Origin of the sequence: Rhodococcus sp. ARC_M5 (genome assembly GCF_022810405.1) — a bacterium.
In the GTDB taxonomy this organism is placed as follows: domain Bacteria; phylum Actinomycetota; class Actinomycetes; order Mycobacteriales; family Mycobacteriaceae; genus Rhodococcoides; species Rhodococcoides navarretei.
The window spans coordinates 18,917-44,415 of the sequence record NZ_JALGQE010000018.1 but is presented as its reverse complement, the minus strand read 5'-3'; the positions used below and the strand labels follow the sequence as shown (position 1 = coordinate 44,415).

Below are 25,499 nucleotides of genomic sequence, written 5' to 3'. Positions count from 1 at the left end.
TGCGTTGGTCACTGGTCGCACTGATCCTGGTGGTCGGGATGGTCTACGCGCTGTGGCCTCGCAACGACGCCGCACCCACCGCGCAGCCCATGGACTCTCCCGGCCTCGGGCAACGAGCACCGGGGACGGACGAACGTCGCGCAGTCGACACGCCCGAGGCCCTCGCACCACTGAGGCAGGACGCCGGTCTCGCGGGATGTCCGACGCCGTCGGGCACGTCAGCCGGCCCGCTGACGGGCATCACACTCGAATGCATCGGCGACGGTTCGTACGTCGACCTCGGCCAGGTGCTCGCCGGCCGACCCGCCCTGCTCAACATCTGGGCGTACTGGTGCGGGCCGTGTGCCGAAGAGCTGCCCTACCTGCAGCAATACGCCGAACGAGTGGGCGAGAAGATCGAGGTCTTGACGGTCCACAACGACGCCAACGAGGCCAACGGTCTGACGCGGCTCACCGACTACGGCATCACTCTGCCCGGAGTTCAGGACGGCGCAGGCCGCGTCGTCGCCGCCGTGGGAGCACCGAACGTGCTGCCCGTTTCCGTTTTGATATCTGCAGATGGCACTGTCGCCAAGGTGCTGCCACAACCTTTCCGTAGCGTCGACGACATCGCCGAGGCCGTGCGGGTGAACCTCGGGATCGATTCGTGAGTGCACCCGACTGGCTCGGGCGCATGCTCGACGTCGCAGGCAAGGCGGGCGGGCTGACCGACACCACCGGCATCAACCCCGTGCTGCAACGACAGGCGCAGCCGGCCGATCGAACCCGTTCGGCGGCCGTGTTGGTGCTGTTCGGCGGCCCGGCCGTCGCCGATCCCGCTGCACCAGGCGGCCTGCCCGCCGATGCCGATGTACTGCTGACTCAGCGTGCGTCGACGCTGCGAGATCACAGCGGGCAGATCGCCTTCCCCGGCGGGGCCACCGACCCGGGTGACGACGGCCCGATCGGCACCGCTCTGCGCGAGGCGCAGGAGGAAACCGGACTCGATCCGGCGGGCGTCGTGCCACTGGCGACGATGCCCGGAATCTACGTTCCGCCGTCGCGCTTCGACGTGGTTCCGGTGCTCTCGTACTGGGAGCGGCCGACCCCGGTACGCGTCGTCGATCCCGGTGAGACCGAGCGAGTGGTTCGAGTTCCGTTGCGCGAGTTGCTCGATCCGAACAACCGATTTCAGGTGCGACACCCCGCGGGCTACCAGGGTCCCGCGTTCGCTGTGCAGGGAATGCTGGTGTGGGGCTTCACGGGCGGTATCCTGGCGGGTCTGCTGGCTGTGTCGGGCTGGGAGCCCGAGTGGGACACGGGGGACATACGCGATCTGGAGGCCAGCTTGACTGCGGTAGGAGCGAGGCTCGATCGGTGACAGGTTCAGGGTGGGTCGATATCGCGGTGCTTGCCATCGCACTGCTGGCGGCAACGTCGGGATGGCGGCAGGGGGCGGTGGCGTCGGCGCTGGCGTTCCTCGGCGTCGTTCTCGGTGCCGTTGCCGGAATTCTGGTGGCACCGCACGTGCTCGAACATGTCGACGGTTCGCGAACACGAGTGTTCGTCGGTATCGCCCTGATCGTGGTGCTGGTGATCGTCGGTGAAGTTGCCGGCATGGTCCTCGGACGGGCACTGCGCAGCGGAATTCATTCGCGTGCAGCGCGATCCGTCGACAGCACCATCGGTGCCGGGTTGCAGGCCGTCGCGGTCCTCGCCGCCGCGTGGCTGCTCGCCATACCGCTGACGTCGTCCTCTCAGCCCGAGGTCGCGAGCGCGGTCCGAGGGTCGACGGTGCTCGGTCAGGTCGACGAAGTGGCGCCCGATTGGCTGCGGCAGGTACCCGAGGAATTCTCGGCGCTGCTCGACACCTCCGGGCTCCCGGACGTCATCGGACCGTTCGGTCGCACCCCGGTCGCCGAGGTCGCCGCACCCGATTCCGGTATCGCCGCTGGGCCGATTCCTGTGCAACTGCAATCGAGCGTCATCAAGATCAACGGCATCGCGCCCAGTTGCCAGAAGGCGCTGGAGGGCTCGGGATTCGTCGTCGGGTCCGATCTGGTGATGACCAACGCGCATGTCGTCGCAGGTACCTCCGAAGTGACCGTCGATTCGCCGAACGGGCCCCTGACGGCCGACGTCGTCCTGTTCGACCCCGAAGAAGACATTGCGGTGCTTCGGGTTTCGCAGCTCCAGGCCCCGGTGTTGCCGTTCGCGCCGATACCGGCCGAGTCCGGAACCGACGCCATCGTGCTCGGCTACCCCGGCGGCGGACCGTACACGGCGAGCCCGGCGCGTATCCGCGAGATCATCAACCTCAGCGGACCGGACATCTACCGCGCGGGCACAGTCCAACGTGAGGTGTACACCGTCCGCGGATCGGTGCGGCAGGGCAACTCAGGTGGACCACTGGTCAACTCGTCCGGTGAGGTACTCGGAGTGGTGTTCGGTGCCGCCGTCGACGACCCCGACACCGGATTCGTGCTGACCGCGACGGAGATCGCGGACGAACTCGCGCAGAGCTTCGCGTCGCCGGTGCCCGTCGCCACGGGCGACTGCATCGTCTAGCTTTCGCGGACGACCCTCAGGATCTCCTCGGACACCACGTCGGGCGCTTCCTGGTGCACGTAGTGGCCCACGTCCCGCACTGTTCGACGCGTCAGCCCCGGTGCCCAGTGCCGGTCGCGATCGAGGGTGGTCGGCAGGACGTACGGGTCGAGGTCGCCGCTGATCTGCGCGACGGGGATCGAAGTGCGTACGTCCACGGCGTCCATGAACCGGCGTCCCTCGGCACGGAACTGGCTGCGGAACGCCCACCGCTGATATTCGAGTGCGCTGTGCGCGGCACCCGGAATCCGGATGGCCGACCGCATCTTTGACGTGGTGTCGGTGAAATCGTCTGTCCGCTGCCACTCGGTGCCGGCGCGGCTGCTCATCAGCTCCTGCACCGCAATGCCGCCTCGCCGGGTCAGCAGCCTCTCGGGGCGCAATGGAACCTGGTAGCGAACGAAGTGCGGTAGCAGTGCGGCGCGCTGCGCCGAATCCTTCAACACGGCTCGTCGCAGAGAGATGGGATGCGGGGCGTTGATCAGCACCATCGAACGCACCGAGCGGGGGTGGAGCGCAACACCGGCCCAGCAGACGAGACCGCCGTCGGCGTGGCCGACGAACGTGGCGTGCGGATAGCCAAGGGCGCGAACGAGTCCGACGATGTCGCCGGCAAGAGTCCATCCGTCGTATCCGCGTGGGGGCTTGTCGGAGTCACCGTAGCCGCGCAGGTCGACGGCGATGGCGCGAACACCTGATCGCGCGAGCGCCTCGAGTTGATGTCGCCACGAGTACCAGAAGTCGGCGAAGCCGTGGAGCAGAACCACCAGCGGTGCGTCCGGTGCGTGTTCGCCGACCTCGACGACGTGGAACCGAATCCCGTTGGCGTGGATGTCGCGATGGATCCACTGTCCCGGATAACGGACCGTGGACGGATCGGGCTGATTCATACTGCTCGATTCGCCGGGCTACTACTTCTTGTAGCCGGGAACTCCGGGGATGGAATCGTGCTGGTTCGGCAGTACCGTCGACGCCTGCTTGAGCGAGTCGATGGTCTTCTCGGGCTTGCGGAGCTTCTTCACCCTGCGGTACCCCAGGAATCCGAACAGAGCCGCAGCCAACACCATGAATGCGAACACGATGAGGAACGCGGCCCAGCGGTACAGCCACACGTCGAGCAGCTCGGCGGCGAAGAAGAAGAAGAAGAACGAGCTGAACAGCAACACCGTCAGCGCGATGATGAAGAAGACGCTGCCCTGCAGACCCTTCTTGACCTCACCGGTGACCTCGGCCTTGGCGAGGGCGACTTCGGCGCGCACGAGCGTCGAGACCTGAGTGGTTGCGTCCTTGACCAGGTTTCCGATGCTGGCGCTACCAGGGGTGCGGGCATCGACATCGGTCAGAGGTATCGACGAAATCGTATTCGGGACGCCGTTGCCGTATCCCTTGTCATTGCTGACGCTCAACTCTCGACCCCTTGTAATTGCTCTGCTCGGTGTTGTGCGGAAGATCGTATCGACAGTAGTGCCTGGGTAGCAGGTTAACTGTTCCGCGGAGTGCGGGCGACGCTCGCCCTTGTTTGGACGCGTACCTCCGCGTCCGCGCGGGCAAACACGAGAATGTTGCACGAATCGGCAACGAACCGACCGGTCGCGTGAAATTCTCAGGTGTTCATCAGGTAATTTTCAGGGAACTTCCCCCTTCAGGAGCATTCGTGAGTTCAGCACACACCGTCGCCGCCGACGGTGCAATTCCCGCACCTCAGGTGCCGCGGTCACGCATCGTGATCGCCTCGATGGTCGGCACGTCCATCGAGTTCTTCGACTTCTACATCTACGCCACCGCCGCAGTGCTCGTCTTCCCGCGTCTGTTCTTCCCCGCGGGCAACGACACCACCGCGCTGCTGGCGTCGTTCGCCACCTTCGGTTTGGCATTCATCGCGCGGCCCGTCGGGTCGATTCTGTTCGGCCACTTCGGCGATCGCATCGGACGCAAGGCAACGCTCGTCGGCTCCCTGCTCACGATGGGTGTCGCAACGTTCGCGATCGGACTGTTGCCGACGTACGCCGCGGTAGGGCTGTGGGCTCCGGCTCTGCTGGCGATCATGCGCTTCACCCAGGGCGTCGGTCTCGGCGGCGAGTGGAGCGGTGCAGCGTTGCTGGCCACCGAAACCGCCAAGCCGGGCAAGCGAGCGTGGGCGGCGATGTACCCGCAGCTGGGAGCACCCATCGGGTTCTTCTTCGCCAACGGCATCTTCCTGCTCATCGTCATCGCGACGGGCTACGACTCCGTCAACTCGGGCACCGACCACGCGTTCCTCACGTGGGGCTGGCGAATCCCGTTCTTGCTCAGCGCCATCATGGTCATCATCGGCCTGTACGTCCGGCTCAAGCTGGAGGAGACGCCGGTGTTCAAGCTGGCCGTCGAGCGTGGACAGAAGGTCAAGACCCCGCTGGCGCAGGTGTTCAAGACCAGCTGGCGTCAGCTGATCATCGGCACTTTCGTCATGCTCGCCACCTACACGCTGTTCTACATCATGACCACGTGGGTGGTCAGCTATGGAACGGGCAAGGTCTCCGACGTCAACGGGCCGAAGCTGGCCATTCCGTACACCGACTTCCTGGAACTTCAGCTCATCGCGGTGCTGTTCTTCGCGGCGTTGATTCCGGTGGCCGGGCTGCTGGCGGACAAGTACGGCCGTCGTCCGACGCTCATCGTCATCACGTCGGCGATCGTGCTGTTCGGTCTGTCGTTCCACTGGTTCGCCGACCCGTCCTCTGCGTCGGCTGGCAAGATGCTGGTGTTCATGTGCGTCGGCCTCGGACTGATGGGCCTGACCTTCGGCCCGATGAGTGCCGTTCTGCCGGAACTGTTTCCGACGAACGTGCGCTACACCGGCTCAGGAATCTCGTACAACACCGCGTCGATCCTCGGTGCCGCAGTGGCACCGTTCATCGCGACCTGGCTGGTGAGCAGCTACGGCGTCGGCTGGGTGGGCGTCTACCTTGCCATCGCTGCGGCATTGACCCTGATCTCGTTGATCATCATGAAGGAAACACGGGATCAGTCGCTCGACAGCGTGTAGAGCGGCTGCGCCGCATGTGCACGGAACTTCGTAGCCCACTACGAAGTTCCGTGCACATGCGCGAAGCGCTTACCGGCCCTTCTTGATCGCCTCGAATACCTTCGGGTCGACGAGGGTGGAAACGTCACCGAGTTCGCGGCCTTCGGCCACGTCGCGCAGCAGGCGGCGCATGATCTTGCCCGATCGGGTCTTGGGCAGTTCGGGGACGATGGAGATCTCGCGTGGTCGGGCGATCGGTGAGATCTCCTTGGAGACCTGGGCTTTGAGTTCGGCGATCAACGCGTCGCCGGTGTTCTCCTCGCCGGCCCGAAGGATGACGAACGCGACGATGCCCTGTCCGGTTGTGTCGTCGGCGGCACCGACGACTGCGGCTTCGGCGACACTGTGGTGGGTGACCAGTGCCGATTCGACCTCGGAGGTGGAGATGCGGTGGCCGGAGACGTTCATGACGTCGTCGACGCGGCCGAGGACCCACAGGGCGCCGTCGTCGTCGTACTTGGCGCCGTCGCCGGCGAAGTACCAGCCCTCTTCGGCGTAGCGCGACCAGTACGTGTCTTTGTACCGCTCCATGTCGCCCCAGATGCCGCGCAGCATCGACGGCCACGGCTCGTCGAGGACGAGGTATCCGTTGCCGCCGTTGCCGAGTGGCTTGGCGTCGTCGTCGACGATCTTGGCGGAGATGCCGGGCAGCGGGGCCATCGCGGAGCCGGGCTTGGTGGCGGTGACGCCGGGCAGCGGGGAGATCATGATCGCGCCGGTCTCGGTCTGCCACCAGGTGTCGACGATCGGGGCGGTGCCGCCGCCGACGACGTCGCGGAACCAGCGCCACGCCTCGGGGTTGATCGGCTCACCGACGGAACCGAGCAGGCGGATCGAGGACAGATCGTGTGCCTCGGGAATCTCCTTGCCCCACTTCATGAACGTGCGCACGAGGGTGGGGGAGGTGTAGTAGATCGAGACCTTGTACTTCTCGATGACGTTCCAATGCCGGTGCTCGTCGGGCGAATTGGGTGTGCCCTCGTACACGACCTGGGTGGCGCGGTTGGAGAGCGGGCCGTAGACGATGTAGGAGTGTCCGGTGACCCAGCCGATGTCGGCGGTGCACCAGTAGACGTCGGTGCCTGCTTTGTGGTCGAAGACGTTGTGGTGGGTGTACGAGGTCTGCGTCAGGTAGCCGCCGGAGGTGTGGATGATGCCCTTGGGCTTACCCGTCGTACCGGAGGTGTACAGGATGAAGAGGGGATGCTCGGCCGGGAACGGCTGTGCCTCATGCTCTTTCGACGCCTTCGCGACGGTCTCGTGCCACCACAGGTCGCGTCCGTCGGTCCACGCGACGTCGGAGTCGGTGCGCTTGACGACGAGGACGTGTTCGATCGAGGCGGCTCCGTCGACGGCTTCGTCGACGGTGTCCTTGATGGGGGCGGGCTTGCCGCGTCGCCACTGGCCGTCGGTGGTGATGACGAGCTTGGCTTCGGCGTCGTCGATGCGTGAGCGCAGTGCGGTGGCGGAGAAGCCGGCGAAGACGACCGAGTGGGTCAGGCCCAGGCGAGCGCAGGCGAGCATCGAGACGATGGCCTCGGGGATCATGGGCATGTAGATCGCGACGCGGTCGCCGGAGACGAGGCCGAGGTCGGTCAGGGTGTTGGCGGCTTGGCTGACGTCGGCGAGCAGATCGGCGTAGGTGACGTCGCGGCTGTCGCCTGGCTCGCCCTCCCAGTGAATGGCGACCTGGTCACCATGGCCGTCGACGACGTGGCGGTCGACGCAGTTGTAGGCGACGTTGAGCTCGCCGTCGGCGAACCACTTGGCCACGGGGGCGTCGGACCAATCGAGTACCTCGGTGAACGGGGTGTGCCAGTGGAGTCGGCGAGCCTGTTCGGCCCAGAAGCCGAGTCGATCCTCTTCGGCGGCGGCGTAGAGCTCGGCTCCGGCGTTCGCCTGAGCCGAGAACTCGGCCGAGGGTGCGTAGGAGGCAACCGCGGTCTCGTCGGTTCCGGAGGTACTGGTCGTCATCTCGAATAGCTCACTTTCGTCCGGTGCATTTCGCTCATGAAACTGCACTTCCGTGCCGGTCTCGAGCCCCTTGTGAGGGTAGTCACATGTGATCGCAATCGCACCGTTGCAATCGCCTGCAACCCCCTGATCTGCGGTGATCGGTAGTTTCTGCACGATGGGCGGTCATCGTGGTTGTCGGCGAGCCGCCCCGGCGACGCGGATGTCCGAAGTGTGAGAAATCGACTTGCCGAAACGTTTCGATCATGTTTCCGGCTTACTCACGGGTCAGCAAAAACTGGGGGAGTTCACATGTTCGTTTCAGGATGTGTCTAAAGTCCATTCCATCAGATCGTTGGAACGGCCCACCTGCCGTGCCATGCGGTCGCCCACGAAACCCCGGGCGTCGCGCCCGAGGAACTGAGCACGGACGACCCCGTGTTCACATCTGGATGGAGGATTTCCTTGCGTATCAAACGTGCCGCGGTAGTCACCACGGCTGTGCTGATGAGTGCGAGCCTGCTCGCCGCCTGTGGCGGCGGGGGCTCCGGCTCCGGCGGTAGCGCCGACGGTATCTACAGCATCTACATCGGCGAGCCCGAGAACCCGCTGATCCCCGGCAACACCACCGAGAGCGAGGGCAGCCAGGTTCTCGAGGCGCTCTTCACTCCGCTGGTCACGTTCAACGACGAGGACAACAGCGTCGAGTACAACGGCGTTGCCGAGTCCGTCGAGTCCGAGGACAACACCACCTGGACCGTCAAGCTCAAGGACGGTTGGACTTTCCACGACGGCACCCCCGTCACGGCCGAGTCCTACACCAAAGCCTGGAGCTACAACGCGTTGAGCACCAACGCTTTCGGTGCCTCCTACTTCTTCGAGAACATCGAAGGCTACGCAGACCTGCAGGGCAGCGACACCACCGAGCCCGTCGCGACCGAACTGAGCGGCCTGAACGTCGTCGACGACACGACCTTCACCGTCCAGCTCACCGGACCGTTCGCGATCTTCCCGCTCACGCTGGGATACACGGCATTCGACCCGCTGCCCGAGGCGTTCTATGCCGACCCCGACGCCTACGGCGCTCGCCCGATCGGTAACGGCCCGTTCAAGGCCGACGAGGACTTCGTTCCCGGACAGGGATTCACCGTCACCAAGTACGACGACTACGCAGGCGACAATGCGGCACAGTCCGCAGGCGTCAACTTCAAGGTCTACACCGAGGTGAGCACCGGCTACAACGACGTTCAGGGTGGCGGACTCGACGTCATGCTCGACCTCCCCGAGGACGCGTGGGCCACTGCCCGCGATACGTTCGGTGACCGTTACGGTGAGCGTGCTCGCCCCGACATCACCTCGCTCGGCTTCCCCACCTACGATCCGCGCTTCCAGGATCCGAACGTGCGCAAGGCGTTCTCGATGGCCATCGATCGCCAGGCCATCGCGACCGCGATCTTCACCGATACCCGCACTCCGGCAGGATCTTTCGCCTCTCCCGTCGTCGACGGCTACCGCGAGGACGCCTGCGGTGCCAACTGCGAGCTCAACGCGGACGAGGCCAACCGCCTGCTCGACGAGGCCGGATTCGATCGCAGCCAGCCGGTGGACCTGTGGTTCAACGCCGGTGCAGGCCACGATTCGTGGATGACTGCGGTGGGCAACCAGTTGCGTGACAACCTGGGCGTGAACTACGCACTGCGCGGCGATCTCCAGTTCGCGCAGTACCTGCCGCTGCAGGACGCCCAGGGTATGACCGGCCCGTTCCGCTCGGGTTGGATCATGGACTACCCGTCGATCTACAACTTCCTGTCCCCGTTGTACTCGGCAGCCGCAACCCCGCCGGCCGGTAGCAACTACGTCTTCTTCAACGACCCGGCATTCGACGCCGCGTTGGCCGAGGGCAACAACGCAGAGGACATCGACGCTGCAACAACGGATTACCAGAAGGCCGAGGACATCCTGATCGATCAGATGCCCGCGACCCCGCTGTTCTACGGCCTGAACCAGGCCGTGTGGTCCGACCGCGTCTCCGACGTCAAGATCGACAACCGAGGCAACATCATCCTCGAGGACGTCGTAGTCAGCTGACGACGCACCCAGGTGGGTGGCAGCCGAGTGTGATCGGTTGTCACCCACCGGGTCTCGTTCAACCGTGGGGCGTAGCCGTCCCACACCGACCTGCGCCGGCAAGACCCGAGGCGCAGGTTCGTCCCTTGTTCAAGGAGAAGACACACAGTGGGTCGCTACATCACTCGCCGATTACTGCTGACGATTCCCGTCCTGATCGGCTCCTCGTTCTTGATCTTCGCGATGGTCTACGCGCTGCCGGGTGATCCCATCCGCGCCCTTGCCGGAGATCGTCCCCTCGCCCCCGGCGTCGTCGCCCAGCTGCGAGATGAGTTCAACCTCGACGACAACCTGTTCGTCCAATACTTCAAATACATCGCCGGCTTCTTTCAGGGCGACTTCGGAACCGACTTCTCCGGACGCCCCGTCCTCGACACCATCGAGCGGGCACTTCCGGTCACGGTCCGATTGACCATCGTGGCCGTCGTCATCGAGACCATCATGGGTATCGCCGCAGGCGTGCTCGCCGCCCTCAAGCGCGGATCCTTCTTCGACAACCTGGTGCTCATCTCGACGACGCTGCTGGTGTCGGTGCCGGTGTTCGTTCTCGGCTTCATCGCCCAGTTCACCCTCGGTCTCAAGTTGGGGCTCTTCCCGATCTCCGGCATCAACGACGGCTGGTCGAGTTACCTGCTTCCCGGATTGGTGCTCGCATCGCTGTCGATGGCCTACGTGGCTCGTCTGACGCGCACCTCGGTGGCTGAATCGATGGCTGCGGACTACATCCGCACCGCGAAGTCGAAGGGAATCAGCAATAGGCGCATCATCGTGCGACATGCGTTGCGCAACTCGCTGATTCCCGTTGTCACCTTCATCGGCGCCGATGTCGGTGGCCTGCTCGGAGGCGCCATCGTGACCGAGACGGTGTTCAACCTGCCCGGTCTCGGCCGCGCGATCTACGACGGCCTGGCCCGCCAGGAAGGTGCCGTCGTCGTCGGCATCGTGACGCTCTTCGTGTTCTTCTACATCTTCTTCAACCTCGTGGTGGACGTTCTCTACGCGGTACTCGATCCAAGGATTCGCTATGAATAAAGAAGATTCGAGCGCAGCTCAGCACGCCGCAGACGAGGGCCAGCCCGGTAACGTCGTCACCGGCGAGGCCGTCGAGTTGGTCGGTCAGGCCAGCCTGTGGGGCAACGCGTGGAAGTTCTTGCGTAAGAGCCCGTTCTTCATCATCGGCACGTTCCTGCTGCTGGTGCTGTTGGTGATGGCGGTGTTCCCGCAGCTGTTCGCCCGCGGCATCGACCCGCGTGTGTGTTCGCTGTCGAATTCCGGTCAGAAACCCAGTGCAGCACACTGGTTCGGCACCGACATCCAGGGCTGCGACTACTACGCCAACGTCATCTACGGTGCGCGGATCTCGCTGTCCATCGGTGTGCTCTCGGTGATCGGCGTGCTGATCATCGGCGTTCTGATCGGTGCTCTCGCCGGCTACTTCGGCGGTGCGATCGACAGCATCCTGGCACGCTTCACCGACGTGTTCTTCGGGATTCCGCTGTTGCTCGGTGCCCTGATCCTGCTCACCGTCACCGCCCAGCGCACCATCTTCACCGTGTCGTTGGCCCTGGTGGCCTTCGGTTGGATGACGGCGATGCGCCTGGTGCGATCGTCGGTGATCTCGATCAAGAACAGTGAATACGTCCAGGCGGCACAGGCATTGGGAGCGTCGACCTACCGCATTCTGGTGCGACACATCCTTCCCAACGCGCTGGCTCCGGTGATCATCTACGCCACCATCTCGGTGGGTACGTTCATCGCGGCCGAGGCGACATTGACGTTCCTCGGAATCGGATTGCAGGCGCCCGAGATCTCCTGGGGCCTACAGATCAACCTCGGCCAGGCCAGGTTCCTGACGGCGCCGCACCTGGTGCTGTTCCCGGCCGCGTTCCTCTCCGTCACGGTGCTCGCGTTCATCATGCTCGGTGACGCACTCCGTGACGCACTCGATCCGAAACGGAACTGACATGGGCATCCAGAAGGACACGGTCCTGACCGTCACCGATCTGACGGTCGAGTTCGAGGTCGAGAAGGTATGGCGCAAGGCCGTCGACACCGTCTCGTTCTCGGTCGCTTCCGGCGAGGTGCTGGCCATCGTCGGCGAATCCGGATCCGGTAAGTCGACGACGGCGATGGCCGTCCCGGGCCTGCTGGCCGATAATTCGCGGGTGTCGGGCAGCATCAAGCTCGGCGAGAAAGAGCTGGTCGGGCTACCCGAGAAGCAGCTTGCACCCATTCGCGGCAAGAATGTGGCGGTCATCTTCCAGGAGCCGATGACGGCTCTCAACCCGGTGTATTCGATCGGCTGGCAGATCACCGAAGCCATCCGTGCCCACACCTCGCTGTCGAAGAAGGAAGCGAAGGCGCGGGCCGTCGAGCTCCTGAAGCTCGTCGAGATGCCGGATCCGGAGACGCGGGTGAACTTCTACCCGCACCAACTCTCCGGTGGTCAGCGTCAGCGCGCGATGATCGCCCAGGCTCTGTCCTCGGACCCGTCGTTGCTGATCGCGGACGAGCCGACCACCGCCCTCGACGTGACGGTGCAGGCGGAGATTCTCGACCTGATGCGCGATCTGCGTAACCGCATCGACGCGTCGATCGTGCTGATCACCCACGACATGGGTGTGGTGGCAGACATGGCCGACCGCATCGCGGTGATGAAGGACGGCGTCATCGTCGAAACGGACGCTGCGCAAACCATATTCAAGAATGCGTCGCATCCGTACACGCAGCAGTTGCTCGCCTCGGTTCCGCACCTGGGCAGCAGCATCGAGGCCGTGGCAGCCGGGAAGATCGCCGAGCCCAGTGCCGTCGAGGACACCCGGGCACTGAACATCGTGGACGGTGTCATCGAGTACCCGGGTCGCACCGTGTTCCGGGCAGTCGACGGGGTCAGCCTCGATATCGAGATGGGTGAGGTCGTCGGTCTCGTCGGTGAATCCGGCTCGGGTAAGTCCACGATCGGCAAGGCCGTAGTGGGACTGAACAAGCTCACCGGCGGCTCGTTGTCGATCGCGGGGGTCGACATCACCAACCTGTCGAATCGTGAACTGCGTTCGGTGCGGAGCAAGGTCGGCATCGTGTTCCAGGATCCGGGTTCGTCGCTGAACCCGCGCTGGCCCATCGGGCAGTCGATTGCCGAGCCGATGCTGTTGCACACCGAGCACAGCGCGGCAGACCGAAATCGCAAGGTCGAGGAACTGCTCGACCGGGTTCACCTGTCGCGGACCATGCGCAACCGCTACCCCCACCAGCTGTCGGGTGGCCAGCGTCAGCGCGTCGGTATCGCCCGGGCGCTGGCTTTGGAGCCGACGCTGCTGGTGGCCGACGAACCCACGTCGGCACTCGACGTGTCGGTGCAGGCCAAGGTACTCGAGCTGTTCAAGGAACTGCAGCGGGAGTACGGGTTCGCATGCCTGTTCATCAGCCATGACCTCGCAGTTGTGGAGGTGCTGGCCAAGCGCATCGCGGTGTTGAACAAGGGCAAGTTGGCCGAGTTCGGTACGACCGATCAGATTCTGCGTCGTCCGACCAACGAGTACACCAAGCGGTTGCTCGCGGCCGTCCCGGTGCCCGACCCGGCCGAACAGGCCAAGCGTCGTCAGGCCCGCGCCGAGCTGTTGGCGGCAGGGGCGAAGTAGGGGGTAAGGGGAGGGGGTACCGTCGTCTGTCGTGACGGACCCCCTCGCCCCGCTGCTGGAACTGCCCGGAGTTCTCGACTCCGCCGAACGTGCGCGCGACGCCCTCGGCGCGGTGCATCGGCACAAGGCCAATCGCCGCGGCTGGCCGGCCACCGCTGCCGAGGCCGCTGTTCGGGCAGCTCGTTCGTCGTCGACGCTCGAGGGCGGTTCGATGGACTTTCCCCGCGAGGGCGAGGAGGGTGACCCCATTCTCGCCGGTGCGTTGCGGGTCGCGGCCGCCCTCGACGGTGATGCGCTGCAGAACACGCTCTCGACGTGGAAGCGCGCACCGCTGCAAACCCTCGCGCGACTCCATCTGTTGGCCGCAGCCGACCTCGTCGACGACGCCTCCGAGCTCGGCCGCCCCCGCAGCGAGGCCGGTGTCGGTGATCGACTCGACCTGCTCGCTCAGCTGGTGACCGGTGGAACGTCTGCGCCTGCCCCGGTGATCGCAGCCGTGGTGCACGGTGAATTGTTGACGCTCAAAGCTTTCGGATCCGCCGACGGCATCGTTGCGCGCGCTGCATCGAGACTGGTCGCGGCGTCGTCGGGATTCGACCCCCACAACCTCGGGGTGCCGGAAGTGAGCTGGATGCGTCGGGCAAATGCCTACCGAGACGGCGCGACGGGATTCGCCGAGGGCACCGCCACCGGCGTCGGGAGTTGGGTGATCCTGTGCTGCGGAGCATTCGAAGCCGGTGCAGCAGAAGCGACTTCGATTGCCGAAGCTGCGGTATAGCCCACGCACGTAAAAGGGCGGCGATGCCGACTTGCGTCGACGTCGCCGCCCGTTAGCACGGAGCGCCTGGTTACCAAGCGTGCTCAGGTGGGCTGTGGTGGAAAACCACGTGGCCTCGGCGAAGGTTCGACGGTGATGAGGTCATCCCTGCAACCGGTGCAGGGTTCTTGCTGATCATCGACGAATCTCGCAGGCCCACAGCGCTTCTGCCATTAGGTGGCCGCTCCGCGTGGGTGCCTGGTGTCCGTGCTGGGAAGGGCGGTCGGGAGAGCGAATCTTCTCTTCCGATTCGATCTTGGCCTTCCGTTCTTCCGTACGTCATTTGTACCCCGTGACGCGCCTCACATCAAGGGGTTGAGCCTCATCGTTTTCTACGGAGTAGTCCGTAGGTGACCAGACCGGCGGCCAGTGCGCTGAAACTTGCTGCGGCACTGACCGCTACGGTTTTTCCGGATGGGGTCTGAATCCGTGATCGCAGCGAGACCGGGTTCGAGAAGGTGAGGATCGGCCATCCGTTGGAGGCGGCCTCCTTGCGCAGTGCACGATCGGGGTTGACGGCCGTCGGGTGTCCGACGGCGCGCAGCATCGGAACGTCGGTGATCGAATCGGAGTAGGCGTAGCTCGACGTCAGATCGTAATCATGTTGTGCGGCCAGGGAGTTCATGGCGTCGACTTTTCCCGCGCCGTAGCAGTAGAAGTCGACCTCGCCGATGTACTTGCCGTCCACGGTCACCATCGTCGTGGCCATACTGTGGTCGGCACCCAGCATTTCGGCAATGGGGTGGACGATCTCGCCGCCGGACGCCGAGACGATCACGACGTCGTGTCCTCGGAGCTTGTGATCGGCGATGAGGTCGGCAGCTTCTGCGAACACGAGGGGGTCGACGATGTTGTGCAGCGTTTCGGCGACGACGGCTCGCACCTGTTCGACATCCCACCCGGCGGTCATGCTCGCGATGTGGGCGCGCATGCGTTCCATCTGATCGTGATCGGCACCGGAGAGCAGGAACAGGAACTGTGCGTAGCTGCTCTTGAGGACCGCGCGTCGATTGATGAGTCCTTGGTCGAAGAACGGCTTGCTGAATGCAAGCGTGCTGGACTTCGCGATGATCGTTTTGTCGAGGTCGAAGAAAGCCGCGACGCGCGCTGGGCGTCGGCCGGCCGGGGCGTCGTCGTTACTCGCGCTTTGGGTCACGTTTGTCACCATAGTGGCCGGTGGTGACCGGTGGATGTCGTGCGGTGACACTGGCGGACTCGGCTCGACACGGACGAGAAAAACCGACGGTTGAACTTGCAAACAAGGACGTCCACGGGTGTAGTATTTTCTACGAGCCCGGTTCATTCCGGGCGGTGTTCAGCCCGACCCCCCGGGGCTGAACCAGACGACCCTCGCCTCCTCCCCCCCTGGCGAGGGTCGTCCTCTTTTCCGGGGTAGGCCGAAATTTGGTACAGCAGTACCGATATTCATCCACAGGCCCGAATCTATCCACATTTTCCCAAGTCGCGCGCATCTCGAGCACATTCTCACGCAGGCTTGGTGTCATGGAAACGGACTCCCGGCAACGAAGCGTGCACCCGGCCGTGACGATGTCGATCGAACTTCGCGGCCTCCGCGAGGACGTGTATCGAATCGCTGCGGCCGCGGATTGTGTTGTGGAAGAGCAGAACTTACTGGTCGGTATCAGCTCGACGCGGTCGATCTGGGATCGCGCCGGGACTGTTCTGATCGATTTTGCGTCCGCCGAGACCGCTTTGTCGGCCGGATATTCGCGACGCGCGGGCGTCGTTCTCGTGACTGCTTCGACGCCGTCACTCGACGACTGGCGCACTGCCACCGCGCTCGGTGCCGAACATGTGATCTCGCTGCCCGCGGACGAGGATGTGTTGGTACGCATACTGGGCGAGCCGGCGTCGGCACCGACAGGAGACGGCGGAGTCATCGCCGTGGTCGGCGCGCGAGGTGGTGCGGGTGCATCGACGTTCGCAGCTGCACTCGGGCTCTGCGGTAGTCGCGCGAGCCGCCGCGTGCTGCTCGTCGAGGGCGACCGGTACGGCAGCGGGCTCGATCTGTTGCTCGGCTGGGAGAACACGCCCGGTCTCCGTTGGTCCGGGTTGGTCGTCGAAGGTGGTCGAGTATCCGCTGACGCCTTGCACGGTGCATTGCCCTCGCGGGACGGGCTGTCGGTGTTGGCGCTGGGCAGATCCGAGAACCGCAGCGTCGGGCTGACTGCCGTCGCTGTGACAGCTGTGCTCGACGCTGGACGCGCAGCAGGCGACCTGGTGGTGTGCGACGCCCCGCGCCATCCCAGCGACGTCTCCGACGCTGTGTACGACGCGGCGGACCTCGTCGCGCTGATGCTTCCGGCAGAGCTCCGTGCTGTGACCTCCGCCGAGGCGGTGGCCGCGTATGTGGCGGATCGAAATGCCAACGTCGGCCTCGTCGTGCGGGGGCCTGCGCCGGGCGGGCTTCGAGCGGACGACATCGCGGTGGCCCTCGAACTGCCGTTGTTGGCGTCGATGCGCGCCGAGCCCGGGTTGGCCGAGCGTCTGGAACGAGGGGGCCTGATGCTCGGTCGGCGTTCGCGATTAGCCGCTGCTGCGAACGAGGTGCTCGATACGTTCGCGCACAAGCCCGGTGGCCAGGGGTGGGCAGCATGAGTGCCGTCGTCACTGCGGAGCTGCTGGACCGCGTCCGTGATCGCTTGGCGGCTTCGGCCGTTGCCCCGGTCCCTGCTACCGTCGCCGCGGCCATTCGTGCGGAAGCGGGTGGGGTGCTCGGAGACACCGATATGCTTGCGGCCCTGCGTGTTCTGCAGACGGAGCTGACCGGAGCGGGCCCGTTGGAGCCACTGCTGTCCGAGCCGGGAGTGACCGATGTACTGGTCACCGCCCCGGATCAGGTGTGGATCGACCGTGGCCGCGGTCTCGAGCGCACCGAGGTTCGCTTCGTCGACGAGGCGGCAGTGCGTCGCCTGGCGCAACGGCTCGCGCTCTCGGCCGGCCGTCGACTGGACGATGCGCAGCCCTGGGTCGACGGTCGACTGCCGGGAGTGGGGCAGGGAGCGTTCGGCGTTCGCCTGCACGCTGTCCTGGCCCCGGTGGCGAGCGGGGGCACGTGTGTGTCTCTTCGGGTGCTGAGACCGGCGACTCAGGGGCTTGCAGCGCTGCGCGCATCGGGCGCCGTCACAGAAGACGGGTACGAGCTGTTGCGTCGAATCATGTTGGGCCGCCTGGCATTTCTCGTTGTCGGAGGCACCGGCGCGGGAAAAACTACCCTCTTGGCCGCACTTCTGGGTGAGGTGGATCCAGCCGAGCGAATTGTCTGCGTCGAGGACGCGGCAGAGTTGGCACCTGCCCATCCTCACGTGGTTCGTCTGGTTGCGCGAGCGCCCAATGTCGAAGGTGTGGGCGAAGTATCGGTGCGGCAGCTGGTGCGTCAGGCGTTGCGAATGCGACCCGATCGACTCGTGGTCGGTGAGGTGCGCGGGGCGGAGGTCATCGACTTGATGACGGCACTCAACACAGGTCACGACGGCGGAGCCGGAACCATCCACGCGAACTCCCCGGCCGAAGTGCCTGCTCGACTCGAAGCCCTCGCAGCACTGGGCGGAATGGGGCGAGATGCGCTGCACAGTCAACTCGCCGCGGCGGTTCAGGTGGTGTTGCACGTCCACCGCAGCGCCGACGGTACTCGACGACTACGTGAGATCGGAGTGGTCGACGTCGATCCCACCGGGCGCGTCCACATCGCGGCGGCCTGGTCGGCGGACGCCGATGCGACGCCGGGCGAGGCTCGGCTCCTCGAACTGCTCGACCGTCGATGCGGAGATTCCCGATGACGGCCGCGCTGCTGGTCCTCGCTGCTGCAGTGAGCCTGTGGCCGAACGGTTTCCGTCGGTTGCCTCGTCCGGTACGAACGACGCCCATCGCGCCGCGATGGATTGTGCCGGTGTGCTGCGCTGTGGTTGCGGCCGTGACGGTGTGGTTGTTCGGCGGAATCTGGGCCGTGAGCGCGGCAGCGGTGGCGGGTGGTACCGGTTGGCAGCGCTATCGTCGGCGACTCGAACGCGGCCGGCGCGCCGACGAATTGAACTGGCTCGCAACCGGGGTCGAGGTGGTCATCGGCGAGCTCCGCGTCGGGTCCCATCCGGCCACGGCCAGCGCGGTTGCTGCGGACGAATGCGGCGGTATCGCGTCGGCAGCACTGCGCGGTGCGGCCTCGCGATCGAGGCTCGGTGGCCGACCGGCCGACGGCATCGCGTCCTCCGATCCGCTGCTGGACCCGGAGCTGAACCGATTGGCGGCCGCGTGGCGGGTGGCCGATGAGCACGGACTTGCACTTGCCGAGCTGCTCGATGCGGTCCGCGAGGACATGCTCGGACGCAGACGATTCCGTGAACGAACCGATGCCTCGCTCGCCGGTGCCCGTGCCACCGCGCTGGTGCTTGCAGGTCTTCCGATCCTCGGCGTCGCACTCGGGCAGTTGATGGGCGCGAACCCGTTGCAGATTCTGCTCGGCGGTGGGCTCGGAGGAATGTTGTTACTCATCGGCACGGCGCTGGGCTGCGCGGGACTGCTGTGGACGGATGCGATCACCGGCAAGGTGACGACGTGATGTGGGCGACGATGCTCTGTGTGGCAACGGCGTTGATCATACTGCCCTCGGTCGCGGGCGGGTTGCGCAGGCTGGCACCCGAGAGCAGCGTCGATACCGACGCCGTCGATGCGCCGATACCCGACCCCCTCGCGGTGGCCACGACCTTCGATCTGCTCGCCGCATGTCTGCGGTCCGGCTTACCGATATCGACCGCCGCTGCGGCAGCGGCGCAGTCCGCACCTGCGTCGTTCGGTGTCGCGCTGCGCAAGGCAGCCGATCTGCTCGAACTCGGTGCCGATGCGCAGACCGCCTGGGACAGCGTCGCGCAGGATCCGGAGACCGAGGCTCTGGCCAGGATGGCACGGCGGTCTGCCCGAGCGGGGTCGTCCATGGCGTCGGCGATGACGGAACTCGCTGCGACCCAACGAACCCGGGCCGAAGACGCCTCGGCTGCTGCGGCCGAGCGCGCCGGTGTGCTGATCAGTGGGCCACTGGGTCTGTGCTTTCTGCCCGCCTTCATCTGCCTCGGCATCATCCCCGTGGTGGTCGGACTGGCAGGCAACGTATTGGGCGGCGGTCTGCTGTGACCGCCGCGCACACACATGTCCGGTGCGGAGATGCCGCATCGGAGAACAGGGAGGGGAATCGAGATGATCGAGAACGCACTGCAGGAGTTGAAGACTCGGATCATGCTGTTCGGCGTGGAGGACGATGGCATGTCGACCGCGGAGTACGCGATCGGCACCATCGCGGCTGCGGCATTCGGGGCGGTGCTGTACACGGTGGTGACCGGCAACAGCATCGTGACGGCACTGACGGGGATCATCGATCGAGCGCTGAACACTGCCGTCTGAGCTTGGGCGGTGACGGACTCTCGTTCGCTTGCGGACGAGGATCAGACGATGGTGCCGTGACGGTGGAGGCGGCGTTCGCGATCGCGTCCATCGTCGCGGTGATCGTGGTGTGCATCGGGGCGATCGTGTCGGTGACGATGCACATCGGCTGCGTCGATGCGGCCAGGGAGGCAGCGCGATTGGCGGCCAGGGGTGATATGGCCCAGGCTGTGTTGATGGGGGAGAGGGTTGCGCCGGACCGTGCTCGGGTCACGGTGACCGAGGATGGGGAGTTCTTCGTCGCGCGGGTGGAGGTGGCGAGTCCGCTGCCGGGATTGACGTTGTCCGCGGAGGCGGTTGCTGCTGCGGAACCGGTTGCGCCCGAATGAGAATGCAGGACGACGAGGGTGGGGCGACGGTGTTGGCGGCGCTGGCGATGTCGGCGTTGATTGCGGTGGTGGTGATGGTGATTCACGTCGGCTCGGCGGTGGGTGCTCGTCATCAGGCGCAGTCTGCGGCCGATCTTTCGTCGTTGGCCGGGGCGGGAGCGCTGGATCGTGGGATGGCGGATGCGTGCGAGCGGGCGCGATCAGTGGCGAGCAGGATGTCGACTGAGCTGCGAGAGTGCACGATCGACGAGTGGGATGTGATCGTGACGGTCGGCCAGCCGGTGTTCCTGGGTCGCTTCGGGATGTCCGACGCGATCGCCTCGGCACGGGCGGGTCCGGGGTGAGGGACAGCCCGTCCGCCGGCCCGCCCGCCAGAATCGCAAACGCGCGCGCGTTTGCCAGGTGCGCGTGGAATCGTCCCGTCTGGCCGACGATTTCGCGTGCGTTCAGCGAATGCGCGCGCGTTTGCCTCGAACCCAAGCCTCGAACCCCAGCCTCGAACCCCGGCCTCGAATCCCAGCCGCGAATCCACGGGCTGGGATGTCCGCAGCGGTCAGCGTGGCGTGAAAGTGCGGGACCCGGACTGCAGGGGAGCGAATCGGGTGAGTTGAGTGACGTGCTCCGGGGTCAGTTCCGCAAGTGAATTGACCTGCAGCAGTTGCATGGTGCGCACTATTTCCTCGCGCAGTATCTCGATCATCCGGTCGACGCCGGCGCGCCCTCCGGCCATCAGGCCGTACAGATACGCCCGGCCGACGAGCGTGAACGATGCACCCATCGCGATGGAGGCGACGATATCGGCACCGTGCATGATGCCGGTGTCGACGGCCACCTCGAAATTGGAGCCGACTTCGCTCACCACCTGAGGCAGCAGATGGAACGGGACCGGAGCGCGATCGAGTTGTCGGCCCCCGTGATTGGACAGAATGATCCCGTCGACTCCGAGTTCGGCGAGACGGGCCGAATCTGCCACTGACTGAACACCTTTGACGACCAGCTTGCCGGGCCAGATCTCCCGGATCACGTCGAGATCCTCGAACGAGATGGACGGGTCCATCGCCGAGTTGAGTAGTTCTCCGACCGTGCCGCCGGTAGAGGACAGCGACGCGAACTCGAGCTTGGCCGTGGTGAGGAAGTCCCACCACCACCAGGGGCGCGGAATGGCGTTGGCGATCGTCGACGCGGTCAACTGCGGCGGGATGGAGAATCCGTTGCGCTTGTCGCGCAGGCGTGACCCGGCTACCGGTGTGTCGACCGTGAACAGAAGGGTGTCGAAGCCTGCCTTGGCGGCACGCTCGACCAACCCGAACGAGATGTCGCGGTTGCGCATCACGTAGAGCTGGAACCAGTTGCGACCGTTCGGATTGGTGGCCTTGACGTCCTCGATCGACGTGGTGCCCAGGGTCGAGAGGCAGAAGGGAATGCCGGCCGCTCCGGCTGCGGCAGACCCGGCGTACTCACCCTCGGTCTGCATCAGGCGGGTGAACCCCGTCGGTGCGATGCCGAACGGCAGCGCGGAGGGCCCGCCGAACGCCGTCGTCGAGGTGTCGACGTGGGAGACGTCGCGCAGGATCGAGGGGTGGAATTCGACGTCGCGGAAAGCCTGTCGAGCCCGCGACAGCGAGATCTCGGCGTCGGCGGCACCGTCGGTGTAGTCGAATGCCGCGCGCGGGGTGCGTCGACGGGCGATGGTGCGGAGATCGTCGATGGTGAGTGCGGCGTTGAGGCGTCGCCGACGCAGATTCAGATCGGGCTTCTTGAACGAGAGGACCTCGCGCAGGTCGGTAGTTTTGGGCATCTGCCGGGTGATGGGCATGTCATGGTCTCGATTCTGTGCAGTGTTTCGGTCAATGTTGACAACGACGGGTCAGGGAAGCATCCAGGCCAGTACCGAGCTCTGCAGTCCGACCAAGAGGCAGATGGCAAGCAGCAGGCCGAGGCTCCACCAGATGACTTTTCGGAATATCTCGGACTCTCGCCCGACCAAACCCACCGCGGACGCGGCGATGGCGAGATTCTGCGGGCTGATCATCTTTCCCACCACACCACCCGAGGTGTTGGCGGCGACCAGCAGGGTGGGGTCGATGCCGGCGTTGATCGCGGCGGTCTGCTGCAGCGTCGCGAACAGTGCGTTCGCGCTGGTGTCCGAACCGGTGACTGCAGTGCCCAGCCACCCGAGGATCGGGGAGAGGTAGGCGAAGAATGCGCCGGTGCCGGCAATCCAGGTACCGATGGTGATGGTTTGCCCCGACTGGTTCATCACGTAGGCAAGTGCAAGGACCGCGCCGACCGTGAGTGCGGAGAATCGAAGTTTGATCAGGGTGCTTCCGAACAGGCGGACGGCGTCGGGAGCGCTGACGCGATAGACAGCAGCGACGATGACGCCACAGATCAGCAGCAATGTTCCCGGTGTCGACAGCCATGTGAACTTGTAGATGGTGGTGGTGGCAGGTGAGCCCGCCGCGGTGAGGATGTTGCCGTCGAGGCCGGGCCACGGAACCGCGATGTCGGTCGACGCCAGGAACCTGGTGACCGGCGACCAGAGTTTGGCCACGCAGAACACCGCGATGATCAGTAGATAGGGAAACAGTGCAAGCCACACGCGCTGCGTCGTCAGGGGCGTGGCCTCGAGGGTGCGAGTGGCGACGGGTGCAGGTGTGATCGGAGCGGGGCCCGAGCTGCCCGAGCTGCCCGAATCGAGATTGCCGTCTCGGTCCAAGAGGATGCGTTCACGGGCTTCGTCGGATCCGGCCGGCTTCCAGAACCGCAGGACGACCACTGCGGCAGCGATGCCTGCCAGCGAGGCGATGATGTCGGTCAGCTCGACCGAGATCCAGGTTGCACTGACCCACTGGGCAATGGCGAACACGACACCGACGGCCACGGCGACCGGCCACGTCTGTGCGACACCGCGTCGACCATCGGTGAGGAACGCGATGAAGAGTGGTACGAACAGGGCGATGAACGGGGTCTGGTGGCCCACGTACGCGCCGATCTCGTGGTAATCGATGCCCGTCAGGTTGCCCGCGGTGAGGATCGGAATGCCGATGGCTCCGAACGCAACCGGAGCTGTGTTGGCGAGCAGTACGACGACGGCTGCGCGCATCGGAGCAAAACCGATGGCCAGGAGCATGACGCCCGTGATCGCGACGGGGGCACCGAATCCGGCGAGCGCTTCGAGTAGTCCACCGAAGCCGAACGCGATGATGATGGCCTGGATGCGCGGATCGTCGGAGATGGCGTCGATGATGCGGCGTAGATCGTCGAATCGCCCGCTCGCCACGGTCAACTCGTACAACCAGATCGCGCAGATCACGATCCACACGATCGGGAACAACCCGAAGACGAAGCCTTGGGTGGCAGACAGCCCGGCCAGGTTCACCGGCATGTCGTAGGCGAAGATCGCGACGGCCAACGCGACGGCGAGCCCGGCCAGGCCGGCGAAGTGGGCTTTCCATCGAAGAATGCCCAATGCGACGAAGACCGTCAGCAGCGGTAGACACGCCACCGCAGCGGACAATCCGATGCTGCCCGCGAGCGGTTCGAGATCGGGTGTGTACACAGCTGCTCCATTCCGAGACCTTTAAGGTTTGTGAGGTCTGACCACATGACGAATGCTATGGATCACACTCGATGGGGTCAAGAGGCTCGGGGCACATTTGTTGTTCTGGTTGGATGACCGGTATGGCTGACGACGCTGGACGGGCGCAGAACGAACCGCTTTCGTGGAAGCCGGTGCGGCGTGCCCGCGCGCACGAGCTGGTCATCGACGCGATCGAGGAGCGGATCATGGCAGGTGATCTCCGGGTCGGGGATCCGCTGCCGCCCGAGCGGGAATTCGCAGCTCAGCTCGACGTCAGCCGGGCCGGGGTCCGGGAAGCGGTACGCGTCCTCGAGAGCAGCGGAATTCTGCGCTCGTCACCGGGATCGGGGCCAGGGGCCGGCACCTTCGTTGCGGCTCTGCCGCGGCCGGCGCTCACTCGTCTCCTTCGCCTGCACGTAGCGCTCGCCAACTTCAGGATCGACGACTTGATCAGCACCCGAGTGGCTCTCGAGCGGGCAAGTGTTCACCTTGCTGCTGTCGCGCCTGATCAGGACAAGCTCGAGCAGGCCAGGAACGCGGTGGACATCATGGCAGCGCGGGGTGTCACCCGAGAGGTCTTCAACGACGCCGACACGAACTTTCACATCGCGTTGGCCGAGGCCTCGGGTAATGACTTCGTTGCGTCGCTCACCGCGGCAATCCGAGAATCGATGCGTGCGCCCATCCTCGCTGCGTTGTTGGAGATCGAGGATTGGGACTCGTTGGCAGACACGCTGAATGCCGAACATCGGCAAATTCTGGCCGCCGTCGAAGCCGGTGATGCGGAGCTCGCAATGAAGTCGGCCGAAGAACACATCCGATCGTCCGCTGCGGCACTGTCCATTCGCAACAAGACGGACCCGTCGTGACCCATCGGCGGTGACACCGTCCCTGGATACGCATCGGGTTGCACGCGCACAGGCTGTTTCGGGATCGGTGTCCACCGGTTCGAGCTGCGCCACGACGGTTGTCGTGCCGAGCCGTGCATTCGCCCGGAGGTGCGATCGGCCACAGGGTCTACCGACGAATTCGAAATGAGGACCAAAGTAACTAGTGGCAGCGGACCGGCCCGCGTCATCGTGGACACAAGAGGCGTCCGCGTCGTCGTGGCTGCCTGACCCGACAGTTTTCTCGAAAGGTGCGAGAACGCCATGAACGCTGTGCATGGAAAATCGACGCAGGGGGTCCGTGTGCACCGCATCGCGCCGACTCCGCTCGTCGGAATCGCCGTCGTGATTGCCTACATCATCGTCGTTGCGGGCATGCAATTCGCCTCGGGTATCGACTACGGCGACTGGTTCGCCACCACCGACAATGTCTACCGAACCGCGGTCATTCCATTGGCGGTGGGATCGGTGCTTCTCGTCGCGTTTCTCTTCTGGGCGCGATGGGACTCGATCTGGCGGGACTCGGTGCGGCTGCCCATGTCGGTAGTTCTCTGGGTGCCGCCGATTCTGTTCGGTCTTGCCATCGTCCCGCGGCTGATCGCCGTCGACTGGGCGGTGGTCGGCGCAGACCTGATCGTGGCCGTGGCGCTGACGGCGGTGCTCGTCGGATTCGCCGAGGAGGTGCTGTTCCGTGGAATCTTTCTGCGCAGCATGCGAAGCGGCGGGCGGCCGGAGGCCTGGTGCGCGTTGTGGACAGCGGTCGCATTCGGTCTGTTCCACATTCCGAACATCTTCATGGGACAGGGACCGTCCGGCATCTTCCAGGTTGTGCTGGCGACGTTCAGTGGCTTCGTTCTCTACCTGTTCCGGCGCGGGTTCGGGCTGATCGTCGTCGCGATGTTCTTCCACGGACTGTGGGACTTCTCGGTGTTCCTCGATGGAGACTTCGGCGACGGGGTGCTGCACGATCTGAGCCTGCCCGTCATTCTGCTCGTCGTCATTGCGACAGCCGCGGCTGCTGTGGTCATCGTCAAACGTGAACGCGCGGTTGTGCAATGAATCCT

24 protein-coding genes are annotated in these 25,499 nt (G+C 65.1%); 18 read left to right on the top strand and 6 right to left on the bottom strand.

Features of this window, described 5'->3' with window-relative positions; genetic code table 11:
- Positions 1–38 precede the first annotated feature (38 nt).
- From MTX34_RS21370 to marP, 3 genes are read left to right on the top strand one after another with little or no spacing between them, the layout of a single operon-like run.
- Positions 39–650, top strand: coding sequence for a TlpA disulfide reductase family protein (locus tag MTX34_RS21370; protein ID WP_243597047.1), 612 nt, complete (start codon positions 39–41; stop codon positions 648–650).
- A gap of 23 nt (positions 651–673) precedes the next feature.
- The gene (locus tag MTX34_RS21365) at positions 674–1,360 is read left to right on the top strand and encodes a CoA pyrophosphatase (protein ID WP_243597046.1); all 687 of its coding nucleotides are present in this window, start codon (positions 674–676) and stop codon (positions 1,358–1,360) included.
- A complete protein-coding gene (marP, locus tag MTX34_RS21360; protein ID WP_243597015.1) occupies positions 1,357–2,547 on the top strand; it encodes an acid resistance serine protease MarP in 1,191 nt (396 codons plus the stop codon). The genes MTX34_RS21365 and marP overlap by 4 nt, the downstream gene beginning before the upstream one ends.
- On the opposite strand, the gene MTX34_RS21355 is transcribed toward marP, so the two are convergent.
- Entirely contained in the window at positions 2,544–3,476 is a 933-nt protein-coding gene (locus MTX34_RS21355) for an alpha/beta fold hydrolase (RefSeq protein WP_243597014.1), read from the bottom strand. The genes marP and MTX34_RS21355 overlap by 4 nt on opposite strands.
- Before the next feature lie 21 nt (positions 3,477–3,497).
- Entirely contained in the window at positions 3,498–3,992 is a 495-nt protein-coding gene (locus MTX34_RS21350; protein WP_243597013.1) for a phage holin family protein, read from the bottom strand.
- Between the two features lie 248 nt (positions 3,993–4,240).
- Between MTX34_RS21350 and MTX34_RS21345 the strand changes: the two genes are divergently transcribed.
- Positions 4,241–5,611, top strand: coding sequence for an MFS transporter (locus MTX34_RS21345; RefSeq protein WP_243597012.1), 1,371 nt, complete (start codon positions 4,241–4,243; stop codon positions 5,609–5,611).
- A gap of 69 nt (positions 5,612–5,680) precedes the next feature.
- Here the strand turns inward: MTX34_RS21345 and acs are convergent, their stop codons facing one another.
- Positions 5,681–7,624 carry an acetate--CoA ligase gene (gene acs, locus MTX34_RS21340; RefSeq protein ID WP_243610739.1) on the bottom strand — a complete coding sequence of 648 codons (1,944 nt, stop codon included), beginning with the start codon at positions 7,622–7,624 and terminating at the stop codon, positions 5,681–5,683.
- Between the two features lie 444 nt (positions 7,625–8,068).
- On the opposite strand from acs, the gene MTX34_RS21335 reads away from it, so the two are divergent.
- From MTX34_RS21335 to MTX34_RS21315, 5 genes are all read left to right on the top strand, one after another.
- On the top strand, positions 8,069–9,691 hold the full coding sequence (locus MTX34_RS21335; protein WP_243597010.1) for an ABC transporter substrate-binding protein: 1,623 nt from the start codon (positions 8,069–8,071) through the stop codon (positions 9,689–9,691).
- A 147-nt stretch (positions 9,692–9,838) separates the two neighbouring features.
- Positions 9,839–10,762 carry an ABC transporter permease gene (locus MTX34_RS21330; protein WP_094638620.1) on the top strand — a complete coding sequence of 308 codons (924 nt, stop codon included), beginning with the start codon at positions 9,839–9,841 and terminating at the stop codon, positions 10,760–10,762.
- Complete coding sequence (locus MTX34_RS21325; RefSeq protein ID WP_243597009.1) at positions 10,755–11,693, top strand: ABC transporter permease; 939 nt, start codon at positions 10,755–10,757, stop codon at positions 11,691–11,693. The genes MTX34_RS21330 and MTX34_RS21325 overlap by 8 nt, the downstream gene beginning before the upstream one ends.
- Position 11,694: 1 nt before the next feature.
- Positions 11,695–13,368: an ABC transporter ATP-binding protein gene (locus MTX34_RS21320; RefSeq protein WP_243610738.1), complete on the top strand. Its 1,674-nt coding sequence runs from the start codon at positions 11,695–11,697 to the stop codon at positions 13,366–13,368.
- Positions 13,369–13,399: 31 nt separating this feature from the next.
- Positions 13,400–14,146: an oxidoreductase gene (locus MTX34_RS21315; RefSeq protein ID WP_243610737.1), complete on the top strand. Its 747-nt coding sequence runs from the start codon at positions 13,400–13,402 to the stop codon at positions 14,144–14,146.
- 361 nt (positions 14,147–14,507) lie between these two features.
- On the opposite strand, the gene MTX34_RS21310 is transcribed toward MTX34_RS21315, so the two are convergent.
- Positions 14,508–15,353, bottom strand: a complete 846-nt coding sequence (locus tag MTX34_RS21310; RefSeq protein WP_243610736.1) for an HAD family phosphatase — start codon at positions 15,351–15,353, stop codon at positions 14,508–14,510.
- A 335-nt stretch (positions 15,354–15,688) separates the two neighbouring features.
- Here MTX34_RS21310 and ssd point away from each other — a divergent pair, with 335 nt between their 5' ends.
- From ssd to MTX34_RS21275, 7 genes are all read left to right on the top strand, one after another.
- Positions 15,689–16,804, top strand: a complete 1,116-nt coding sequence (gene ssd / locus MTX34_RS21305; RefSeq protein WP_243610735.1) for a septum site-determining protein Ssd — start codon at positions 15,689–15,691, stop codon at positions 16,802–16,804.
- Positions 16,801–17,985 (top strand): TadA family conjugal transfer-associated ATPase, encoded by a 1,185-nt coding sequence (locus MTX34_RS21300; protein ID WP_243610734.1) that lies wholly within the window; start codon positions 16,801–16,803, stop codon positions 17,983–17,985. Before ssd ends, MTX34_RS21300 begins: the two co-directional genes overlap by 4 nt.
- Complete coding sequence (locus tag MTX34_RS21295; protein ID WP_243610733.1) at positions 17,982–18,761, top strand: type II secretion system F family protein; 780 nt, start codon at positions 17,982–17,984, stop codon at positions 18,759–18,761. The genes MTX34_RS21300 and MTX34_RS21295 overlap by 4 nt, the downstream gene beginning before the upstream one ends.
- Positions 18,758–19,330, top strand: a complete 573-nt coding sequence (locus MTX34_RS21290) for a type II secretion system F family protein (RefSeq protein WP_243610732.1) — start codon at positions 18,758–18,760, stop codon at positions 19,328–19,330. Before MTX34_RS21295 ends, MTX34_RS21290 begins: the two co-directional genes overlap by 4 nt.
- Before the next feature lie 63 nt (positions 19,331–19,393).
- Positions 19,394–19,597 (top strand): DUF4244 domain-containing protein, encoded by a 204-nt coding sequence (locus tag MTX34_RS21285; protein ID WP_032395244.1) that lies wholly within the window; start codon positions 19,394–19,396, stop codon positions 19,595–19,597.
- 56 nt (positions 19,598–19,653) lie between these two features.
- Positions 19,654–19,965 (top strand): TadE family type IV pilus minor pilin, encoded by a 312-nt coding sequence (locus tag MTX34_RS21280; protein WP_243610731.1) that lies wholly within the window; start codon positions 19,654–19,656, stop codon positions 19,963–19,965.
- On the top strand, positions 19,962–20,309 hold the full coding sequence (locus tag MTX34_RS21275; protein WP_243610730.1) for an Rv3654c family TadE-like protein: 348 nt from the start codon (positions 19,962–19,964) through the stop codon (positions 20,307–20,309). Before MTX34_RS21280 ends, MTX34_RS21275 begins: the two co-directional genes overlap by 4 nt.
- Positions 20,310–20,518: 209 nt before the next feature.
- On the opposite strand, the gene MTX34_RS21270 is transcribed toward MTX34_RS21275, so the two are convergent.
- A complete protein-coding gene (locus tag MTX34_RS21270) occupies positions 20,519–21,781 on the bottom strand; it encodes an alpha-hydroxy acid oxidase (protein WP_243610729.1) in 1,263 nt (420 codons plus the stop codon).
- Between the two features lie 51 nt (positions 21,782–21,832).
- Positions 21,833–23,527, bottom strand: coding sequence for an L-lactate permease (locus MTX34_RS21265; RefSeq protein ID WP_243610728.1), 1,695 nt, complete (start codon positions 23,525–23,527; stop codon positions 21,833–21,835).
- A 122-nt stretch (positions 23,528–23,649) separates the two neighbouring features.
- On the opposite strand from MTX34_RS21265, the gene MTX34_RS21260 reads away from it, so the two are divergent.
- Together MTX34_RS21260 and MTX34_RS21255 are read left to right on the top strand one after the other, a co-directional pair.
- Positions 23,650–24,417: a FadR/GntR family transcriptional regulator gene (locus MTX34_RS21260; protein WP_243610727.1), complete on the top strand. Its 768-nt coding sequence runs from the start codon at positions 23,650–23,652 to the stop codon at positions 24,415–24,417.
- 282 nt (positions 24,418–24,699) lie between these two features.
- On the top strand, positions 24,700–25,494 hold the full coding sequence (locus MTX34_RS21255) for a CPBP family intramembrane glutamic endopeptidase (RefSeq protein WP_243610726.1): 795 nt from the start codon (positions 24,700–24,702) through the stop codon (positions 25,492–25,494).
- Positions 25,495–25,499: the final 5 nt, after the last annotated feature.